Source organism: Gordonia sp. QH-12 (assembly GCF_001578675.1).
GTDB lineage: Bacteria > Actinomycetota > Actinomycetes > Mycobacteriales > Mycobacteriaceae > Gordonia > Gordonia sihwensis.
Genome location: NZ_KQ969289.1, coordinates 25,398 through 43,160, shown reverse-complemented (window position 1 = coordinate 43,160; position 17,763 = coordinate 25,398). Strand labels below are relative to the sequence as shown.

The following is a 17,763-nucleotide window of genomic DNA, read 5'->3' as shown; positions in this document are numbered from 1 at the left end:
GGAGACGACCCGATATGAAACGTGCCGCGCTGGCATTGCTTGCCTTCCTCGGCGTCGCGTGCATCGTCGCGGCCATCGCCGTCCCCACCTACCTGGTGCCGAGGCTGAAGGTGGTGCCCCTCGACCTCGACATCACGTCGGTCGCGACCACCGTTCCCACCGACGGTGACTCGGCGAACCGCTTCCCGGCCACCATCTTCGACCGTTGCTCGGTCACCAAGTCCAAGGCTGCGACTCTCGAGGCTCATCTGACGCAGCAGCGGCGGTCGGTCATCGTCGAGCCGTCGAACAAGGACCAGGCGACGGTGCAGTCCGGCCAGACGGTCCAGATCGACCGCGTCCGCGACGCCGCGGGCAAGGAGAGCGACCCGACGATGGCGTCGAGCGACGCCGACCGCAAGTGCAACGACGGCCTGCTGAACGCGACGGTCGACCGAGTGTCAGTGAATCGCAAGACATCCGCGCCCAACGGTGCAGTGAGCGAACTGCAGCTGGAGGCGGTCCCGGAGGGCGGCAACGTCGAGGAGGTCTCGGTGAAGCTGGAGGACCGCAAGGGCTTCCAGTACAAGTTCGGATTCGACGTCGGCAAGCGCGAGTACTACTACTACGACACCACCACCCGTCAGGACGCGATCGCCAAGTACGTCGGCGAGAAGACCATCGACGGCGTCAAGACCTACCATTTCGTCGCTGACGTTCCCGAGACCGACCTCTCGAATCTCCCGAATCCGCAGGGCGACGCACCGCTCGGCACCATCCTGGACATGCCTGCCAAGTGGTGGGGCATCAAGGGCAAGGGCGTCAAGCCGAACGACATCGTCACGATGCACCGCTACGCCAAGGCCACGCGCAATGTGTACGTGGAGCCCGTCACCGGCACCATCGTCTACGGCGAAGAGGACCAGGAGCAGTACTTCAAGTCGCCGGACGACAGCGACGACTCGCCGCGCGCCGTCCGCGACTTCCGCATGGATGCGCTGAAGGGCACGTTCAAGTGGAACGACGAGACGGTCTCGCACCAGGCGCAGCGGGCCCAGAGCTACCTCGACCAGCTCAAGTGGGGTGGCACGATCACGCCGATCATCCTCGGTGTGCTCGGTGCGCTGTTCCTGATCGCCTGGGCCGTGCTGGTGTGGCTGGGGCGCCGACGCGGCGACGGGCCGGACGACGCCGACCAGACCCGCGGCGACGAGCCGACGCCGGATGACGGTGGTGCGGGCGAAGCCGCGAGCCCGGAGGCCCAGACCACGGTGATTCCGACGCCGCAGGGCGGGCCGTACGAGCAGTACTCCGCCGGTGAGACGACGACGGTGCTGCCGCAGACTCCGCAGGAGCCGTCCACCCAGGCCATCGGCGGCTACGGTGCGATCTCGTCACCGATGGATGAGGCCCAGACCCAGTCGTTCGGGGCTCCCGCCGACGGATTCGCCCCGATCCCGGGATCTGAGGGCGCGCAGTCCGGTTCGCCTTATCCGTTCGCCGATCCGACGCGCCCGATGCCCGACGTGGAGCGCTACCGCACCCCCGACCAGGATCAGCCGGGCCGGCACGAGCGCTGACCGACGGCCCCGTCCCGGCCGGATGCGTGATCCGGCCGGGACGGCGGCGGTCAGAGGCGCGACTGTCGGGCCACCGCCCGTCCCGCGGCGCGCCCGGAGAAGATGCAGCCGCCGAGGAAGGTTCCTTCGAGCGCGTTGTAGCCGTGAACGCCGCCCCCGCCGAAGCCGGCGACCTCGCCCGCGGCGTACAGACCGTCGAAGGCGCTGCCGTCGGGACGCATCACCTGCGAGTCGAGATTGGTCTCGAGACCGCCCAGCGTCTTCCTGGTGAGAATGTTGAGGCGCACCGCGATCAGCGGGCCGTGTGCGGGATCGAGTAGACGGTGCGGCTTGGCGACGCGGACCACCTTGTCGCCCAGGTAGTTCCGCGCATTGTGCACCGCCATCATCTGCGCGTCTTTGCTGTAGGAGTTCTCTACCTGTGAATCTCGTGCGGAGATGAGCCGTTCGAGGGACTGGAGATCGACGTGGCCGCCGCGGCCGATCTCGTTCATCCCGGCCACCAGATCCGAGAGATTGTCGCGGACCACGAAGTCGACTCCGTGCCGAGTGAAAGCCTCCACCGGCCCCGGCATCCCCTTGGCCAGGCGGCTCCTCGCCGCGGTCTTCAGCGACTTCTCCGTGATGTCGGGGTTCTGTTCGGATCCCGACAGCGCGAACTCCTTCTCGATGATCGACTTGGTGAGGACGAACCACGAGTAGTCGTAGCCGGTGTCCAGAATCGCCTTCATGGTGGCGTTGGTGTCGAAACCGGGGAAGTTGGGCGCGGGGAGACGATTTCCGTTCGCGTCGAGCCACAGCGACGACGGGCCGGGAATGATGCGGATGGCGTGGTCGGACCAGATCGGGTTCCAGTTCATGATGCCCTCGGTGTAATGCCACATCCGGTCGCGATTGACGATGTTTCCGCCCGCGGCCTCGGTGATCCCGAGCATGCGTCCGTCCACGTAGTCGGGAACGCCCGCGATCATGAACTCCGGCGCGGGGCCGAGCCGCTCGGTGGGCCAGTTCTCGCGGACGAGGTCGTGGTTGTGACCGATGCCGCCGGAGGTGACGATCACTGCCCCCGCCCGCAGCTCGAAGTCTTTGACCTCGGTGCGAGAGCTCGGTACGCCGCGCTCGGCGTCGGTGGGCTCGAGGACCCGCCCACGCACCCCGACCGCCGCACGGTCCTCAACGATCAGTTCATCGACCCGGTGCCGGAACGCGAAGGTGACCAGTCCCCGCTTCTCCGCCTCGAGTACCGGCTCGGCGAAGATGCGGACCACCTCGGGCCCGGTGCCCCAGGTGAGGTGGAACCGCGGCACGGAGTTGCCGTGGCCGTCGGCGAATCCGCCCCCGCGCTCGGCCCATCCGACCACCGGTGTGAAACGGAGACCGAGATCGTGCAGGTACTGCCGCTTGATCGTCGACGCGAACTCGACGTAGGCCCGCGCCCACTGCCGCGGCCAGTAGTCCTCGTCGTCGCGGTCGAAGCCGGCCGATCCCATCCAGTCCTGGAGAGCGAGGTCGGGCGAGTCCTTGATGCCGAGCCGACGCTGTTCGGGACTGTCGACGAGGAAGAGTCCACCCAGTGACCAGAACGCCTGGCCGCCGAGATTCTGTCGATTCTCCTGATCGACGACGACCACCGTGCGCCCCGCCTTGGTCAGTTCGTAGGTGGCGACCAGTCCCGCCAACCCCGCGCCCACCACAATGGCGTCCGCCGCTTGCGTCTGCTTCAACACCCGACTCGTCCTCTCCGCGAAGATGTGTGGCCCATCGCACAGGCCGTCGGGACTGACACTACCCGCGCCGGCCGGGGCCGCCGACGGGCGGAAGTCCCACGCGCACCGGGCGAGAGCGGGGACGTCCCGCGGCGACCGAACTCGCCACGCCGCGGCGCGCACGGCCCGATACTGAGACGACACGCACGATTCGTCTGACGAGGAGGCACCCGTGGCCGCACCGACCCCGACCGTTCATTCCGCGGCAGCCGATCCCGTCACCTGGGCGTCGATGGCGCGGGGCGTCCTGGGGCTGCTGCGCGACGTTCCGGTCCTGGCCCGGCAACGGCCGTCGCTCATTCATTTCGACGAACACCGGAGATGGAGTGTGGGCCGGGCCTTCGCCGCGGCGGCGGCACGCCATCCCGATCGTCCCTTCCTCCGCACCGGCGGCACCGTTCACACGTACGGCGAGTGCAACCGCCGCGCCAACCGGTGGTCGGCCGTGCTGGCCGAGCACGGGGTCCGCCGCGGCGACGTGGTCGCGGTGATGGCGCACAACAGTCCGGAATGCGTGATCGCGATGCTCGCGATCGTCAAGCTCGGCGCGGTGACGGGAATGGTGAACCACACGCAGCCGGGCGACGCCCTGGATCACAGCTTCGGTGTGCTCGACGACGCGAACCGCCGCGGCGCCCGGCTCGTCGTACTCCACGACGACGAATGCGGCGAGCAACTCGGCGCCCTCACCGGCGTCGACACCGATCCGATCGCCCTGGCCGAGATGGACGCGCGGGGCTCCGCGCTCGCGGCCCGGAATCCCGCGGTGCAAGCGGACCCGCGCGCGACCGCGGATGTGCGAGCCGACGACCCCGCGTATTACATCTTCACCTCGGGTACCACCGGCTGGCCCAAGGCCAGCGTGATGAGCCACGGGCGCTGGCAGACCGCGATGAACGGATTCTCGATGGGCCTGCGGCTGCGGTCCGACGACGTCCTGTTCGTCACGCTGCCCTTTTATCACAACAACGCGCTGACGGTCTGTGTCGCGACGGCGCTCGCGGCCGGCGCCTGCCTGGCCATCAGTCCGAAGTTCTCGGCGAGCCGCTTCTGGGACGAGGCCATCGAGAACGAGGCGACGGCCTTCTGCTACATCGGCGAACTCTGCCGCTACCTGCTGGCTCAGCCGCCCCGGCCCACCGACCGCGCGCATTCGATCCGGCTGGCCGCGGGCAACGGCCTGCGCCCGGAGATCTGGGACGAATTCGCCGACCGGTTCGGGATCGACCGGATCGTCGAGTTCTACGCCGCGAGCGAATCGAACATCGGGTTCGTCAACATCCTCGATCAGCGCAAGACCGTCGGCTTCTGTCCCCTGCCGTACATCGTGGTCGAAGCGGACGAAGCGACCGGACTGCCGGTCCGCGGCCCCGACGGCCGCGTGATCGAGGTCCCGAAGGGCACACCCGGACTGCTGCTCGGGAAGATCACCCGGCTGGCCCGGATCGACGGATACACCGATCCCGCCGCCACCGAGAAGAAGATCGTCCGCGACGCCCTCAAGGACGGCGACTCCTACTTCAACACCGGCGACCTGGTGGCCGACGTCGGGTTCCGGCACGTCGCCTTCGTCGACCGCCTCGGCGACACCTTCCGCTGGAAGGGCGAGAACGTGGCGACCACCCAGGTGGAGGCCGCACTGAACGCGGTGCCCGGCGTCGCCGAGTCGGTGGTCTACGGGGTGGCGGTGCCGGGTGCCGACGGTCGCGCCGGGATGGCCGCGGTGGTCGTCGAGGACGACTTCGACCCCCGGCTGGTCGCAGCCGAGCTGCGCGCCCGGCTACCGCACTACGCGGTGCCGCTGTACCTCCGGGTGGTGCCGGCGCTGGCCCGCACGTCGACCTTCAAGAATCAGCGCGTTGCGCTCCGCGAGGAGGGCTACGCGAATACCGGCGCGGACCCCGTGTACGAGCTCGGCGATGACGGCTACGTCCGGATGGCCTGAATCCGGCGCCGTCGCCGACAAATCCCGCGAGGTTTATCGATTTGTGACCTGACCGCCGCAAACGGGTCCCGAAACGGCTACGACCAGCACCGAACCGCCCTCTTGCCTTTGCGGCAGCGTCGGGAGTCCGTTAATCTCACCACTCGTGCGGGGGTGCTGCGGGTCGATCGACCCGCGGCGACTCGGGCCGATCGGCTCACGGATCGAGATCGGGGCACCGCTCCGGCCCCGATCCGGTGACACGACAGTCGCTCCCGCGACCGAACAGACCGAAGGATTCATATGCGAAAGAGCGTCGGCAAGCGCTTGACGATCGCGATCGCCGCCCTGGCGACCCTCGTCGGCACCGCAGTCTCCGTCACGCCGCAGGCACAGGCCGCAGGCACCACCGAGTACGTGTACTCGAACGCGATGCACCGCAAAGTCCCGGTCCGCATCGTCGACGGCGGCGGGAGCGGCCCGAAGCCGACGCTCTACCTGCTCGACGGCCTGCGCGCCCCGAACAACACCAGCGGCTGGCTGCAGAACACCAAGGTCGACAGCTGGATGGTCGGCAAGGGCACCAACGTCGCGATCCCGTTCGGCGGCGGCGGCAGCTTCTACACCGACTGGGAGCAGCGCGACCCGAAGCTCGGCGTCAACAAGTGGGAGACCTTCCTGACGCGTGAGCTGCCCGCGTACATGAAGAAGCACCACAACAGCGACAACCGACGCAACGGCATCGCCGGCCTGTCGATGTCGGGGACCGCGGCCCTGAACCTGGCCTCGCGACACCCCAGCTTCTACAAGGCGGTCGCGTCCTACAGCGGCTACCCGACCGTCACCATGCCCGGCTTCACCCAGGGCATCCAGGCCTCGGTGGCCGAGATGGGCGGCAACCCGACCAACATGTGGGGCTTCTACCCCGCAGGCGAGTGGTTCGCCAACGACCCGTTCCTGTCGGCGGGCAACCTGGCCGGGCACTACGTGTACGTGTCCTCCGGGACCGGCGTCGGCAGCAAGTACGACTCGAGCCTGACTCCGGGCAGCGGCAGCTTCAACCCCGTCAAGTTCGCCCAGATGGTTCCGCTGGAGGTCGCGGCGTCGACCAGCTCCCAGCTGTACATCGCCCGCGTCGCCACCGTCCCCGGCGTGCACCTCACCACGCACATCACTCCGGACGGCGCGCACTGGTGGGACTACTGGCAGGACCGCTTCAAGCAGTCGTGGGCCACCACGTTCCGCCCCGCGTTCTTCTGATCGGACACACCGCTCACGATGGCCGGCACCCGCCAGGGTGCCGGCCATCGTGAGTCTGCGCCGGAAACTGTCCGATCGCCGCGTTAGGCTGGTTCCGTGCCCACGCCTCAGACGATCCTCACCCGTAAGACCGGCGCCGCCGCCTTTCTCGTGTTCACCGTCAACGACGGCGGCGAGGCCGCGGTGCGCGACGCGCTGGCCGAGTTGCCCGGACTGTCGACGGCGGTCGGCTCCCGCGCCCCCGAGTCGGCGCTGACGGCGATCGTCGGAATCGGATCGCAGGCATGGGATCGGCTGTTCGCCGGCCCGCGCCCGAAGTCGCTGCGGCCGTTCACCGCGCTGGCCGGTTCCGTGCACTCGGCGCCCGCCACCCCGGGCGACCTATTGCTGCACGTGAAGGCCGACCGCATGGACCTGTGCTTCGAAGTGGGCCAGCGCTGGACCGAACGCCTCGGCGACGCCGTGACCACCGTCGAGGAGGTTCACGGCTTCCGCTACTTCGACATGCGCGACCTCATCGGTTTCGTCGACGGCACCGAGAACCCGGTCGGGCAGGAGGCGATCGACGCCATCACCGTCGGCGACGAGGATCCGGATTTCGCCGGCGGCAGCTACGTCGTCACGCAGCGGTACGTCACCGATTTCGAGTCGTGGAACGGTCTCCCGGTGCCCGAGCAGGAGAACGCGATCGGCCGCACCAAACTCGAGAACATCGAGATGGACGACGATGTGAAGCCGACCAATTCGCACATCGCGCTCAACGTCGTGACCGACGACGAGGGCAACGAGATCAACGTGGTGCGCGACAACATGCCGTACGGCGACATCTCCGGAAGCGGAGAGAAGGGCACGTTCTACATCGCGTACTCGAGCGCGCCTGATGTGAGCGAGGAGATGCTCCGCCGGATGTTCATCGGCGAGCCCGAGGGCAACTACGATCGTCTGCTCGACTTCACCACCGCGGTCAGCGGAGCGCAGTTCTTCGTGCCCACCCGCGACTTCCTCGAGGAACAGCCGCCCGCCCCCGGCCCGGTCCCCGAGACCGCCCCGGAACAGCCCGACGCCCGGTCGGACGGCTCGCTCGGAATCGGCTCCCTCCGATAGCCGGCGATCACCGGCCGCTCGGGCCGGTCAGCGTTCCCAGTCACAGTTCCCACAGTCCCAGTTCCCTCCGACCACCGCACGACCACACCGAGTTAGGAAACACGATGAACAATCTGCACCGCGAACTCGCTCCCATCTCCGCCGCTGCGTGGGCCGAGATCGAGGAGGAGGCGTCCCGTTCGTTCAAGCGGAACATCGCCGGTCGTCGTCTCGTCGACGTGAAGGGTCCGCTGGGACTGGACGTCGACTCCGTCACCCGCGGGCACCGCACCAAGATCGACTCGCCGGCCGACGGGATCACCGCCTTCCTGCGCCACACTCAGCCGCTGGTGGAGTTCAAGGTGCCGTTCACCGTCACCCGGGAGGCGATCGACAACGTCGACCGCGGCGCCTCCGATTCCGATTGGGACCCCGTGGTTCGCGCCGCGCGCGAACTGGCTCTGGCCGAGGACCGCGCGATCTTCGAGGGTTACGCGGCCGCCAAGATCAACGGCATCGCCCACGAGTCCGGCGTGAACTCGATCGCGCTGCCCGACGACGTCCGCGATTACCCGGAGGCCATCAGCCAGGCGATCAGCAAGCTGCGTCTGGAGTCGGTCGACGGACCGTACTCGCTCGCGCTCTCGGCGGAGCACTACACGCAGGTGAACGAGACCTCCGATCACGGCAACCCGGTGCGCGACCACTTGCGCCGGATCCTGGTCGACGGCGAGATCGTCTGGGCGCCGGCCATCTCCAGCGGCTTCCTGCTGAGCACCCGGGGTGGCGACTTCGAACTGTCGATCGGTCAGGACGTGTCGATCGGCTACGACTCGCACGACGCCGACACGGTGAACCTCTATTTCTTCGAGTCCTTCACGTACCTGACATACACCCCGGAGGCTGCGGTCGCGCTCACGTAGCGCCGCACGGGCGGCGCGCGAATCCCGATCGCGCGTGTCACACACCGCACGTAATGTGGACCCGTGCTCATTCGCCTACTGCGGACGTATGTCCTCCGTTATCGTGGCGCGGTCGTCGCGGTGGTCTGCCTCCAGCTGGTGGCGACCGCCGCGATGCTGTATCTGCCCACCCTGAACGCCGACATCATCGACATCGGCGTCGCCAACGGCGACACCGGCTACATCCTCTCCACCGGAGGCTGGATGCTGCTGGTGTCGCTCGCGCAGATCGCGGGTTCGGTGGCCGCGATGTACTTCGGCTCGCGGGCCGCGCTCGGCGGCGGCCGCGACATCCGGCACGATCTGCTCCACCGGGTGAACGGATTCTCCACCCGAGAAGTCGGCAGGTTCGGTGCCCCCTCGCTCATCACCCGCACCACCAACGATGTGCAGCAGGTACAGCTGCTGGCGGTCATGGCGATGTCGATCCTGGTGACGGCTCCGATCATGGGCATCGGCGGCATCGTGATGGGCTTACGGGTGGCAGCGCCCATCTCATGGGTGCTGGTGGTGGCCGTCCCGGTTCTCGGGATCACGATGGGCCTCATCATCTCGCGCATGATCCCCGGGTTCCGCGCGATGCAGACGCGCATCGACAACGTCAACCGCATCATGCGCGAGCAGGTCACCGGCATTCGCGTGGTGCGTGCCTTCGTCCGTGAACAGCACGAGACCGAACGCTTCGGCAGCGCGAACGACGACCTCGCCGAGGCGTCCCTCCGCGTCGGCCGCATGATGGCGCTGATGTTCCCGTCCGTCATGCTCATCACCAACCTGACGCTGGTCGCGGTGCTCTGGTTCGGCGCGCACGCGGTCAACGACGGATCGGTGGAGATCGGCGCGCTCACCGCCATGATCAGCTACGTCATGCAGATCATGATGTCGGTGATGATGGCCTCGTTCCTCGCGATGATGGCGCCTCGGGCGGGCGTCTGCGCCGACCGCATCTGCGAGGTCCTCGACACCGAGACCACCGTGACCGCGCCGGCCGCCCCGCAACCGATCGTCGGCGATCCGGCCGTCCTGCGCCTCGACGACGTCGAATTCCGTTACCCGGGCGCCGACGAGCCCGTGCTCAGCGGGATCAGCTTCCAGACCGCGCCCGGCACCACCACCGCCGTCGTCGGATCGACGGGATCGGGCAAGACCACCTTGATCAACCTCCTGCCGCGGATGCTGGACGTGACCGGCGGATCCATCACGATCGGCGGCACCGACCTGCGCGACGCCGACCCCGACGCACTGCGCAGGCACTTCGGTCTCGTCCCCCAGCGCCCCTACCTCTTCTCCGGCACCATCGCGAGCAACCTCCGGAACGGCAAACCGGATGCCACCGAGGACGAGATGTGGGAGGCCCTGACGATCGCGCAGGCCGCCGATTTCGTCCGCGCCATGCCCGACGGTCTCGACACTCCGGTCGCACAGGGCGGTACCACGGTCTCCGGCGGTCAGCGTCAGCGGCTGGCGATCGCGCGAGCACTCATCCGGAAGCCGTCGATCTACCTGTTCGACGACTCGTTCTCGGCGCTCGATCTCACCACCGACTCGCGTCTGCGCGAGGCCCTGGTGCCCGCCACCCGCGATGCGGCGCTGGTCGTCGTCGCACAGCGCATCTCGACGATCACCGCCGCCGACCAGATCGTGGTCCTCGACCGCGGAACGATCGTCGGTCTGGGCACCCACACCGAGTTGCTGCAGTCGTGTCCCACCTACGCTGAGATCGCGGAGTCTCAGCTGTCGATCGGAGCAGGCGCATGACCCGCGGCGGACCTCCCGGAGCCGCTCCCACGCTGGAGAAGGCCAAGTCGTTCAAACCGTCGCTGAAGCGCCTCGTTCGTCGTCTCGGTGATCATCGAGGAAAGATGCTCGTGGTCCTGGGCTCCATCGTGGGATCCGTCGCATTGACCGCGTACGCCCCGCGGGTGCTCGGCGACGCCACCGACGAACTCTTCGCCGGTGTGGTGGGGGCGCGGCTGCCGTCGGGCATCTCGAAGGAGCAGGCTGTCGAAGGCCTGCGCGCCAAGGGCCAGAACACCTTCGCCGACATGGTCTCGTCGATGGACGTGATCCCCGGCCACGGAGTCGATTTCACCGCCGTCGGCCGGATTCTGGCGACCGTGCTGGCCCTGTACGCGGCCTCGGCGGTGCTCGGCTGGCTCGGTGCCTATCTGCTGAACAAGGTCGTCGTCGGAACCGTGACGAAGCTGCGAGCCGAGGTGGAGAGCAAGATCCACCGACTTCCGCTGTCGTTCTACGATGCCTCGGCGCGCGGCGATCTGCTCAGCCGCGTCACCAACGACCTCGACAACCTGTCGCAGTCGTTGCAGCAGACCATCAGCCAGCTGCTCAACTCCCTGCTGATGGTGGTCGCGATTCTGATCATGATGCTGACGATCTCGCCGCTGCTGTCGCTGATCGCGATCGCGACCGTTCCGGTCGCGGCGATCGCCACCGCACTGATCGCCAAGCGGTCCAAGCCGCACTTCGTGGGTCAGTGGACCAGTACCGGCGCCCTCAACGCGCAGATCGAAGAGGCCTTCACCGGCCACGAACTGGTCACCGCCTTCGGCAGGCGAGCCGAGGTCGAACGCGTCTTCGACGACCGGAACGAGAAGCTCTTCGCCTCGTCGTGGCGCGCTCAGTTCATCTCCGGCATCGTCATGCCGACGATCATGTTCCTCGGGAACCTGAACTACGTGGCGGTGGCGGTGGTCGGCGGTCTGCGCGTCGCTTCCGGACAGCTCAGCCTGGGCGAGGTGCAGGCGTTCATCCAGTACTCGCGCCAGTTCACCCAGCCGCTCACCCAGATCGGCTCGATGTTCAACCTCATGCAGAGCGGCGTCGCCTCCGCCGAACGCATCTTCGACGTTCTCGACGAGGACGAGGAGCAGCCGGATCCGACAGCGCCCAAGACTCCCGCGGTGGACGAGGGACACATCGTCTTCGACGACGTCTCGTTCCGCTACCGCGCGGACCAGCCGCTGATCGAGAACCTCTCACTCGAGGCCAAGCCGGGCGACATGATCGCGATCGTCGGACCGACCGGTGCCGGCAAGACGACCCTGGTGAACCTCATCATGCGGTTCTACGAGATAGACGGCGGAACCATCTTCGTCGACGGTGTGGACTCGTCCGAGATGACCCGCGATGACCTGCGGGAGCGCACCGGCATGGTGCTACAGGACTCGTGGCTGTTCGGCGGCACGATCTACGACAACATCGCCTACGGCGATCCCGCCGCCAGCCGTGAGGACGTCATGGAGGCGGCCTGGATCAGCCACGTCGATCACTTCGTCCGCACCCTGCCGGACGGGTACGACACCGTGATCGACGACGAGGGCGGCGGAGTGAGCGCGGGTGAGCGTCAGCTGATCACCATCGCGCGCGCCTTCCTCGCCAAGCCGACGATCCTCATCCTCGACGAGGCCACCAGTTCGGTCGACACCCGCACCGAACTGCTCATCGGCAAGGCGATGGCGAATCTCCGCAAGGACCGCACGAGCTTCGTGATCGCGCATCGGCTCTCGACGATCCGCAACGCGGACCTGATCGTGGTGATGGAGAACGGGCAGATCGTCGAACAGGGCGACCACGAGTCGCTGCTGGAGCGTCGTGGCGCGTACTTCCGGCTGTACAACGCCCAGTTCTCGGCGCCGATCGAGGATGTGGACGCTCCCGTGTGAGCGCTCTCGTCGTTCTTCGTTCCCTCGTGTGGTGCGGTGAGGTGCGGGGTCCTGTCCTAGCCGTCCCGCAGCCTTCGGGCCGCACTCGTGGCCAGGGTGTCGGCGATCTCGTTGTACTTGTCGCCGGCGTGGCCCTTCACCCAGCGCCACTCGACGGTGTGCACGTCCTCGGCGGCGATGAGCTCCTGCCACAGGTCGGCGTTCTTGACCGGTTGTTTGCTCGCCGTCTTCCAGCCATTGCGCTGCCAGCCCGCGACCCACTTCGTGATCCCGTTCCGGACGTAGCTGGAGTCGGTGTAAAGGATCACGGTCGACGGTCGCTTCAGCGCACGGAGCGCCTCGATCGCCGCGGTCAGCTCCATCCGGTTGTTGGTGGTGTCGGCCTCGCCGCCGGAGATCTCCTTCTCGATGTCGCCGTAGCGCAGGATCGCTCCCCAGCCCCCGGGGCCCGGGTTTCCGAGGCACGCACCATCAGTCGAGATCTCCACTATCTTCGAAGTGGTTCCGGCGTCGCTCATGACGTCCAACGCTACCGGGTGAGGAGATCCGAATGGCCGCTGGCCGCATCGTTCTGATCCGCGCCGTGAACGTCGGCGGCGCCAAGCTGCCGATGGCGCGCCTGCGCGAGATCGCCACCGCACTCGGTGCCGACGACGTCAGCACGTACATCGCCTCCGGCAATCTCCTGTGCACACCGCCGGGAGATCCCGAGGGGTTCGACCGCGCCCTGGAGCAGGCGATCTCCGACGAATTCGGGTACTTCCGGGAAGCCATCGGCCGCACCCCCGACGAGATGTCCCGAGCACTGGCCGACTATCCGTTCGGCGACCCGCCGCACGGACTCATCTACTTCCTCACCGGAGTACCCGATCCGGACGCCGCCGCCGAGTTCTGCGCCCGCGACTTCGGGAACGGCGAACGCATGCGAGTGATCGGCAGGGATCTTCACATCGACTATCCCGCGCCCGCCGGCGTGGGCAATTCCAAGCTGACGCCCGCGCGCATCGCCAAAGGGCTCGGTGTCACCGGCACCGGACGTAATCTTCGGACGACGGCGAAGCTGATCGAACTCGCACAGCAGACGTCAAGACAGTGACATCACGACCACGACGTCACGGAATGATGAACCGGCACCGCTATGACTGAGCAGGATCGAACCCCCTCGCCGCCGCCCCCGGGCGCCACCGACGCACGCTTCACCCTCGCCGCGGAACGGACCATGCTCGCATGGCTCCGTACCGCGCTCGGACTCATCGCGGCCGGCGTCGCGGTCCTGCACATCGTGGACGACTTCGGGGTCACCGGTTCCAAGACCGCCCTGGGCGTCTCGCTCGTCGTCCTCGGCGCACTGGCAGCCCTGACCGGTGCGTGGCGGTGGCAGCGGGTCAACCACGTCCTCGACAACGGCGGACAGATGCCCGGTCCCGCCGCGGTGTGGGCACTCACGGTCGCCATGGTCGTGATCGCCGCGGGCTTCGTCATCTTCGTTTGAACCCGCGCCGTTCAGGGTTGGCTCGGACCGATTTCCCCGCTCAGCGCTACCACCTCCCCTACGGGGCATGGTGCCGCTGAGCGGGGAACCTGATCCGCCCGGCACGATGCTGTGGAGAAGCCCCGATCGGTCCACAATCTGCATTTGAGCGGCCGAAAGCCATGTACCGCATCCGTATTCGGATGATCGTGGCGACATGGAACGCATTCCGGACGGGGTGTATCCGCACCGCGATCTCCTCGCGATGCTCGGGCGCGCCGACCTCGACATCCTCATCCGCGAGAAGACCGCGCGGCGAGTACGGCACGGCTGGTACGCGGTCGGCGAGCCCGCTGCCGCCGATATCGCCGCAGTGCGGCGAGGCGGCGTCATCAGTTGCGTCACCGCACTGAATCGGCACGGGGTCTGGACGCCCGAGGACCATCGGTTCCATGTCCGCGGGAACAGCTCGGCGGTCCGGAACCGAAAGGGACCGTTCTGCCGCCAGTTCGGTCGGCCCGAGCCCGAGTGCGGACTCGTCGACGACGTCCCCACTGCCCTCCGGCATGCCGCGCGATGCCTCGACGACGAGGGCTTCGTCGTGGTCTGCGATTCGATTCTCAACAAGCGTCTCATGACCGCCGAACAGATCGAGTATCAGTTCCGCGCCGCGCCCCGGCACATCACGAAACTCATCGACCGCTGCGACGGCCGGGCCGAGTCAGGACCGGAGACGATGACGAGATTCCGGCTGCACAGCCAGAACGTCAAGGTCCGGATACAGGTGACGATCGACGGTCTGGGGCGCGTGGACCTCTTAGTGGGCCGCTGGATGAGCATCGAGATCGACGGATGGGAGTTCCACAGCGACCGAAGGCACTTCCAGAACGACCGAACCCGCGATGCCATTGCTCTCGAACTGGGTTACTACCCACTGCGATTCACCTATGACGATGTGGTCTTCCGCTGGCCGGAGACCAACGCCCGGATCATGACGGCAATCCGCCGCGGCGCGCACCTTCGCAGCCACTTCACGGATCAGATTCCCCGATGAGGACCGGCGACCTCGACACGAGCTACGCCGCGTCTCACCGGGGAATCTGGCCCGGCTCACACTTCGATGGGCGGATACAACTGCGTCATGGTGTACTGCCGGTTGCGTCTGGCCGCCCAGGAACTGATCGCGAGCGACACCACCGTCACCCCGGCCAGGACCGCCACGGACACCCACAGCCGGTGATCCATGCCGCCGCTGACGACCTGGCGGAGACCGGTGACGGCGTAGCCCATGGGGTCGTAGGGGTGGAACCATTGAGCCGGTGTCGCTGTGGTCTCAACCGGATAGATGCCGCCCGACGCGACGATCTGCACCATCAGGAACGCCAGCGACACCACCCGGCCGACGGCCGCTCCCAGGACCGCGTTGAACATCTGGATCATCGCCAGGAAGGTGACCGACACCAAAAGCATGAAACCGACCATGCCCAGCGGATGGAAGGCGTCGAGTCCGACCGCGAAGTGCGCGACCACGAACATGACCACGACCTGCGCGACGGCGATCAGCACTGCCGGCCAGTACGACGCGAGGACCGATCGCAGACCGCCGAGGCCGCCGATCACCGGCCGCGACTGCAGCGGCTTCAGCATCATCCAGATGATGATGGCGCCGATGAACATCGCCAACGACAGGAAGAAGGGCGCGAAGCCGGTGCCGAAGGTGGGCGCGCGATTCTCGGTGAACGTGCTCAGCGCGACCGGCTGCGACAGATTCGACGCGGTCTTGAGCCGCTGCTCGGTGCCGCCGAAGTTCGGGATCTGCTTCACCCCGTCGGCGAGCCCGCTCGACAGTTCGTCGGCACCCGAGGACAGTTCGGTGGTGCCGTCGGCCAGTCGACCGGCCCCGGTCGCCAGGCGTTCACTGCCGTCGGTGAGCTGGATGAGTCCGCTGTGCAGTTGCGCCGCACCGGTTTTCAGCTGTCCGGCACCGTCACGCAGTTCGCCCACCTTGCTCGCCAGACCGCCGTTCTCGAGCATCGCCAAGGTGCTGCGCAACGGTGAGTTCGCGTCCCCGAGCTGGGCCGACAGGGCGTCGGACTGTTTCGCCAACCGATTCACGGTCGCGGTGGTCGACGGCGTCACACCCTGGGTTCGGAGGAAGTCCTGAACCGGCGCGAGCCCGTTCGCGAGGGCGCGCATGTTGGGGTCGGAACTGTTGCGGAGAGCGGTGGCGACCTGTGAGACGGCTTTCTCCGCCTGCGATTGTCCGGCACCGGCAGCGCTGATCAGGTCGAGCACGCCGGAGAGGTCCGACGACAGTTTCGCGGCGTCGTTCGCGTACGCAGAGGGCTTCACCCCCGACGACTGCACGCTGTTGAGCAATCCGAGCAGTGGTGTGGTGGCCGCGTCGATCCCGTTCGCGAGTTGTGCCGTCCCCGCGGCGAGTTCGGCGGAGCCGTCCCGGGCGGTGACCATGTTGGTCGCGAGTTCGCGTGATCCCGAGGCCAGTTCGTGTGCGCCGGAGTTCGCCGTGTGCAGTCCGTCGGCGAGTTGCGCCGATCCGTCCGCCGCCTTCTCGATGCCCTTGCCCGCCGTGGTGAGTCCGACCAGCACCTGGTCCACCGCCTGCTGGCCGACCTTGTCGTTGATCGCCTGGGTCACCTGCGCCGCGGCGTTCTGCCCGATGATGCCCGCCAGGTAGTTGTTGGCGTCGTTGAAGGTGAACTCGATCTTCGCCTTGTGCGGATTCGGTGTGGTCGCCGACGTGATCGCCGACGTGAAATCGTGCGGGATGGTGATGGTGAAGTAGTAGTCTCCGTGGGCCAGGCCCGTGGCCGCCTCATCGGCGTTCACTTCGTGCAGGTCGAGCTGTCCGGAGGTCAGCAGCTGGTCTGCGACCTGATCGCCCGCGTTGATCTCGAACGCGCCCGATTTCACGCCCTGGTCCTCGTTCACCAGTGCCACCGGGACCTTCGAGACCTCGTCGAACGGATTCCAGAACACCCACAGGTACATCGCACCGTAGAGCAGCGGCATGAGGATGATCGTGACGATGGCGATGCGCGGCATCGCCCCCTTCGAGTAGCGCTTCAGCTCGGCGCCCAGCGACATTCCCGCCAGCATCAGATCTCCCCCTCGGAGTCGGCGCCTGCGGGCGCGTGGAAAGTCTCTCTCGGCAGCATCGACGGAACGTCGATCAACGCCCGGTACCCGAGTGCGGGATCGATGCGGTTCACCGTGGTCGTGACGACCGTCTGTCCGGTTCCCAGCTCGGCCAGACGGGAGATCAGGATGCGCTGATCGTCGTCGCTGGACACCTGGTCGATGTTGCCGACCACCAGCAACGGGAGCCGCCGGGTGTTGGCCAGGGCGACGCGCAGCAGCAGGCCGTCGAGTTCGGAGAGCTCCTCGACGTATGCGGTGAGATCCGGCAACGGCAGGTCGCCGAACACCGGACGGCAGATCCGCTCCAGATCCTGTTCGGTCGATCTCCGGATCAGCCGGTACCACGGCGCGTCCCACCGCATCTTCTCGGTCAGCAGGTCGACCACTCGGACCGAGGCGTACACGTCGTCGAGGGCGGCGACCCCCGCGAGCGAGGCGACCTTGAAGATCGCTCGCGCGGACGTGCGGCCGAGCACGTCGAGCCGCCCGGTCTTGGCTTTCATCCGGCCGGCGATCGTCATCTGCAGCGCCGTGCGTCCGGGACCCGGCTCGGCGCGCAATACGGTGAGCCCGCCCATCGGGATGTCGAGGTCGAGGGGACCGTACACCTGTCCCCACGGGCCCTTCTGGGCGATTCCGCGCGCGACGACGGCCATGGCGGCCGTCTCGGGGTAGTCAGTCATGAACCAGGAGCGTAGTCGGATGGCAGCACTTCGCAGGTCTCCACACTCACGCGAGTGTGCAAACACACGTTATCAGATGGTGCTGTGGCGAGGGCCACGCGATGCAGTGGTCCGTGCATACGCAGGTCAGGCCGTTTTGTCGTAGGGCCGGGATAGTGTTCACCCATACCGACGATCACACAGTCGTCGAGCACCACGGGGAGGCGGTGA

At 67.3% G+C, this 17,763-nt stretch carries 14 protein-coding genes; 10 read left to right on the top strand and 4 right to left on the bottom strand.

Annotation, left to right across the window (positions count from 1 at the left end; genetic code table 11):
• Nucleotides 1-14 precede the first annotated feature (14 nt).
• A complete protein-coding gene (locus Y710_RS08810) occupies nucleotides 15-1,559 on the top strand; it encodes a cell envelope lipid trafficking protein PgfA (protein ID WP_062367232.1) in 1,545 nt (514 codons plus the stop codon).
• A 50-nt stretch (nucleotides 1,560-1,609) separates the two neighbouring features.
• Here the strand turns inward: Y710_RS08810 and Y710_RS08805 are convergent, their stop codons facing one another.
• Nucleotides 1,610-3,286: an FAD-binding dehydrogenase gene (locus Y710_RS08805; RefSeq protein ID WP_006896892.1), complete on the bottom strand. Its 1,677-nt coding sequence runs from the start codon at nucleotides 3,284-3,286 to the stop codon at nucleotides 1,610-1,612.
• Between the two features lie 211 nt (nucleotides 3,287-3,497).
• On the opposite strand from Y710_RS08805, the gene Y710_RS08800 reads away from it, so the two are divergent.
• The 6 genes from Y710_RS08800 (at nucleotide 3,498) to Y710_RS08775 (ending at nucleotide 12,237) form a co-directional block, all read left to right on the top strand.
• Complete coding sequence (locus Y710_RS08800; RefSeq protein ID WP_006896893.1) at nucleotides 3,498-5,270, top strand: long-chain-acyl-CoA synthetase; 1,773 nt, start codon at nucleotides 3,498-3,500, stop codon at nucleotides 5,268-5,270.
• Nucleotides 5,271-5,552: 282 nt separating this feature from the next.
• Nucleotides 5,553-6,509 carry an alpha/beta hydrolase gene (locus Y710_RS08795; RefSeq protein WP_062367230.1) on the top strand — a complete coding sequence of 319 codons (957 nt, stop codon included), beginning with the start codon at nucleotides 5,553-5,555 and terminating at the stop codon, nucleotides 6,507-6,509.
• Nucleotides 6,510-6,605: 96 nt separating this feature from the next.
• Nucleotides 6,606-7,613, top strand: a complete 1,008-nt coding sequence (locus Y710_RS08790; RefSeq protein WP_062367228.1) for a Dyp-type peroxidase — start codon at nucleotides 6,606-6,608, stop codon at nucleotides 7,611-7,613.
• 104 nt (nucleotides 7,614-7,717) lie between these two features.
• Nucleotides 7,718-8,515: a family 1 encapsulin nanocompartment shell protein gene (locus Y710_RS08785; protein ID WP_006896896.1), complete on the top strand. Its 798-nt coding sequence runs from the start codon at nucleotides 7,718-7,720 to the stop codon at nucleotides 8,513-8,515.
• Between the two features lie 63 nt (nucleotides 8,516-8,578).
• Nucleotides 8,579-10,312 (top strand): ABC transporter ATP-binding protein, encoded by a 1,734-nt coding sequence (locus tag Y710_RS08780; protein ID WP_062367226.1) that lies wholly within the window; start codon nucleotides 8,579-8,581, stop codon nucleotides 10,310-10,312.
• Nucleotides 10,309-12,237: an ABC transporter ATP-binding protein gene (locus Y710_RS08775; protein WP_062367225.1), complete on the top strand. Its 1,929-nt coding sequence runs from the start codon at nucleotides 10,309-10,311 to the stop codon at nucleotides 12,235-12,237. The genes Y710_RS08780 and Y710_RS08775 overlap by 4 nt, the downstream gene beginning before the upstream one ends.
• A 56-nt stretch (nucleotides 12,238-12,293) precedes the next feature.
• On the opposite strand, the gene rnhA is transcribed toward Y710_RS08775, so the two are convergent.
• A complete protein-coding gene (rnhA, locus tag Y710_RS08770) occupies nucleotides 12,294-12,755 on the bottom strand; it encodes a ribonuclease HI (RefSeq protein ID WP_062367223.1) in 462 nt (153 codons plus the stop codon).
• 32 nt (nucleotides 12,756-12,787) lie between these two features.
• Between rnhA and Y710_RS08765 the strand changes: the two genes are divergently transcribed.
• The 3 genes from Y710_RS08765 to Y710_RS08755 all read left to right on the top strand — a co-directional run bounded on the left by Y710_RS08765 (nucleotide 12,788) and on the right by Y710_RS08755 (nucleotide 14,762).
• On the top strand, nucleotides 12,788-13,333 hold the full coding sequence (locus tag Y710_RS08765) for a DUF1697 domain-containing protein (RefSeq protein WP_062367221.1): 546 nt from the start codon (nucleotides 12,788-12,790) through the stop codon (nucleotides 13,331-13,333).
• A 42-nt stretch (nucleotides 13,334-13,375) separates the two neighbouring features.
• Nucleotides 13,376-13,729, top strand: a complete 354-nt coding sequence (locus Y710_RS08760; RefSeq protein WP_062367218.1) for a YidH family protein — start codon at nucleotides 13,376-13,378, stop codon at nucleotides 13,727-13,729.
• A 196-nt stretch (nucleotides 13,730-13,925) separates the two neighbouring features.
• On the top strand, nucleotides 13,926-14,762 hold the full coding sequence (locus tag Y710_RS08755) for an endonuclease domain-containing protein (protein ID WP_062367215.1): 837 nt from the start codon (nucleotides 13,926-13,928) through the stop codon (nucleotides 14,760-14,762).
• Nucleotides 14,763-14,818: 56 nt separating this feature from the next.
• Here the strand turns inward: Y710_RS08755 and Y710_RS08750 are convergent, their stop codons facing one another.
• Both Y710_RS08750 and Y710_RS08745 read right to left on the bottom strand, forming a co-directional pair.
• The gene (locus Y710_RS08750; protein WP_062367213.1) at nucleotides 14,819-16,828 is read right to left on the bottom strand and encodes a YhgE/Pip domain-containing protein; all 2,010 of its coding nucleotides are present in this window, start codon (nucleotides 16,826-16,828) and stop codon (nucleotides 14,819-14,821) included.
• Nucleotides 16,828-17,553, bottom strand: coding sequence for a hypothetical protein (locus Y710_RS08745; protein ID WP_006896904.1), 726 nt, complete (start codon nucleotides 17,551-17,553; stop codon nucleotides 16,828-16,830). The genes Y710_RS08750 and Y710_RS08745 overlap by 1 nt, the downstream gene beginning before the upstream one ends.
• Between the last annotated feature and the right edge of the window lie 210 nt (nucleotides 17,554-17,763).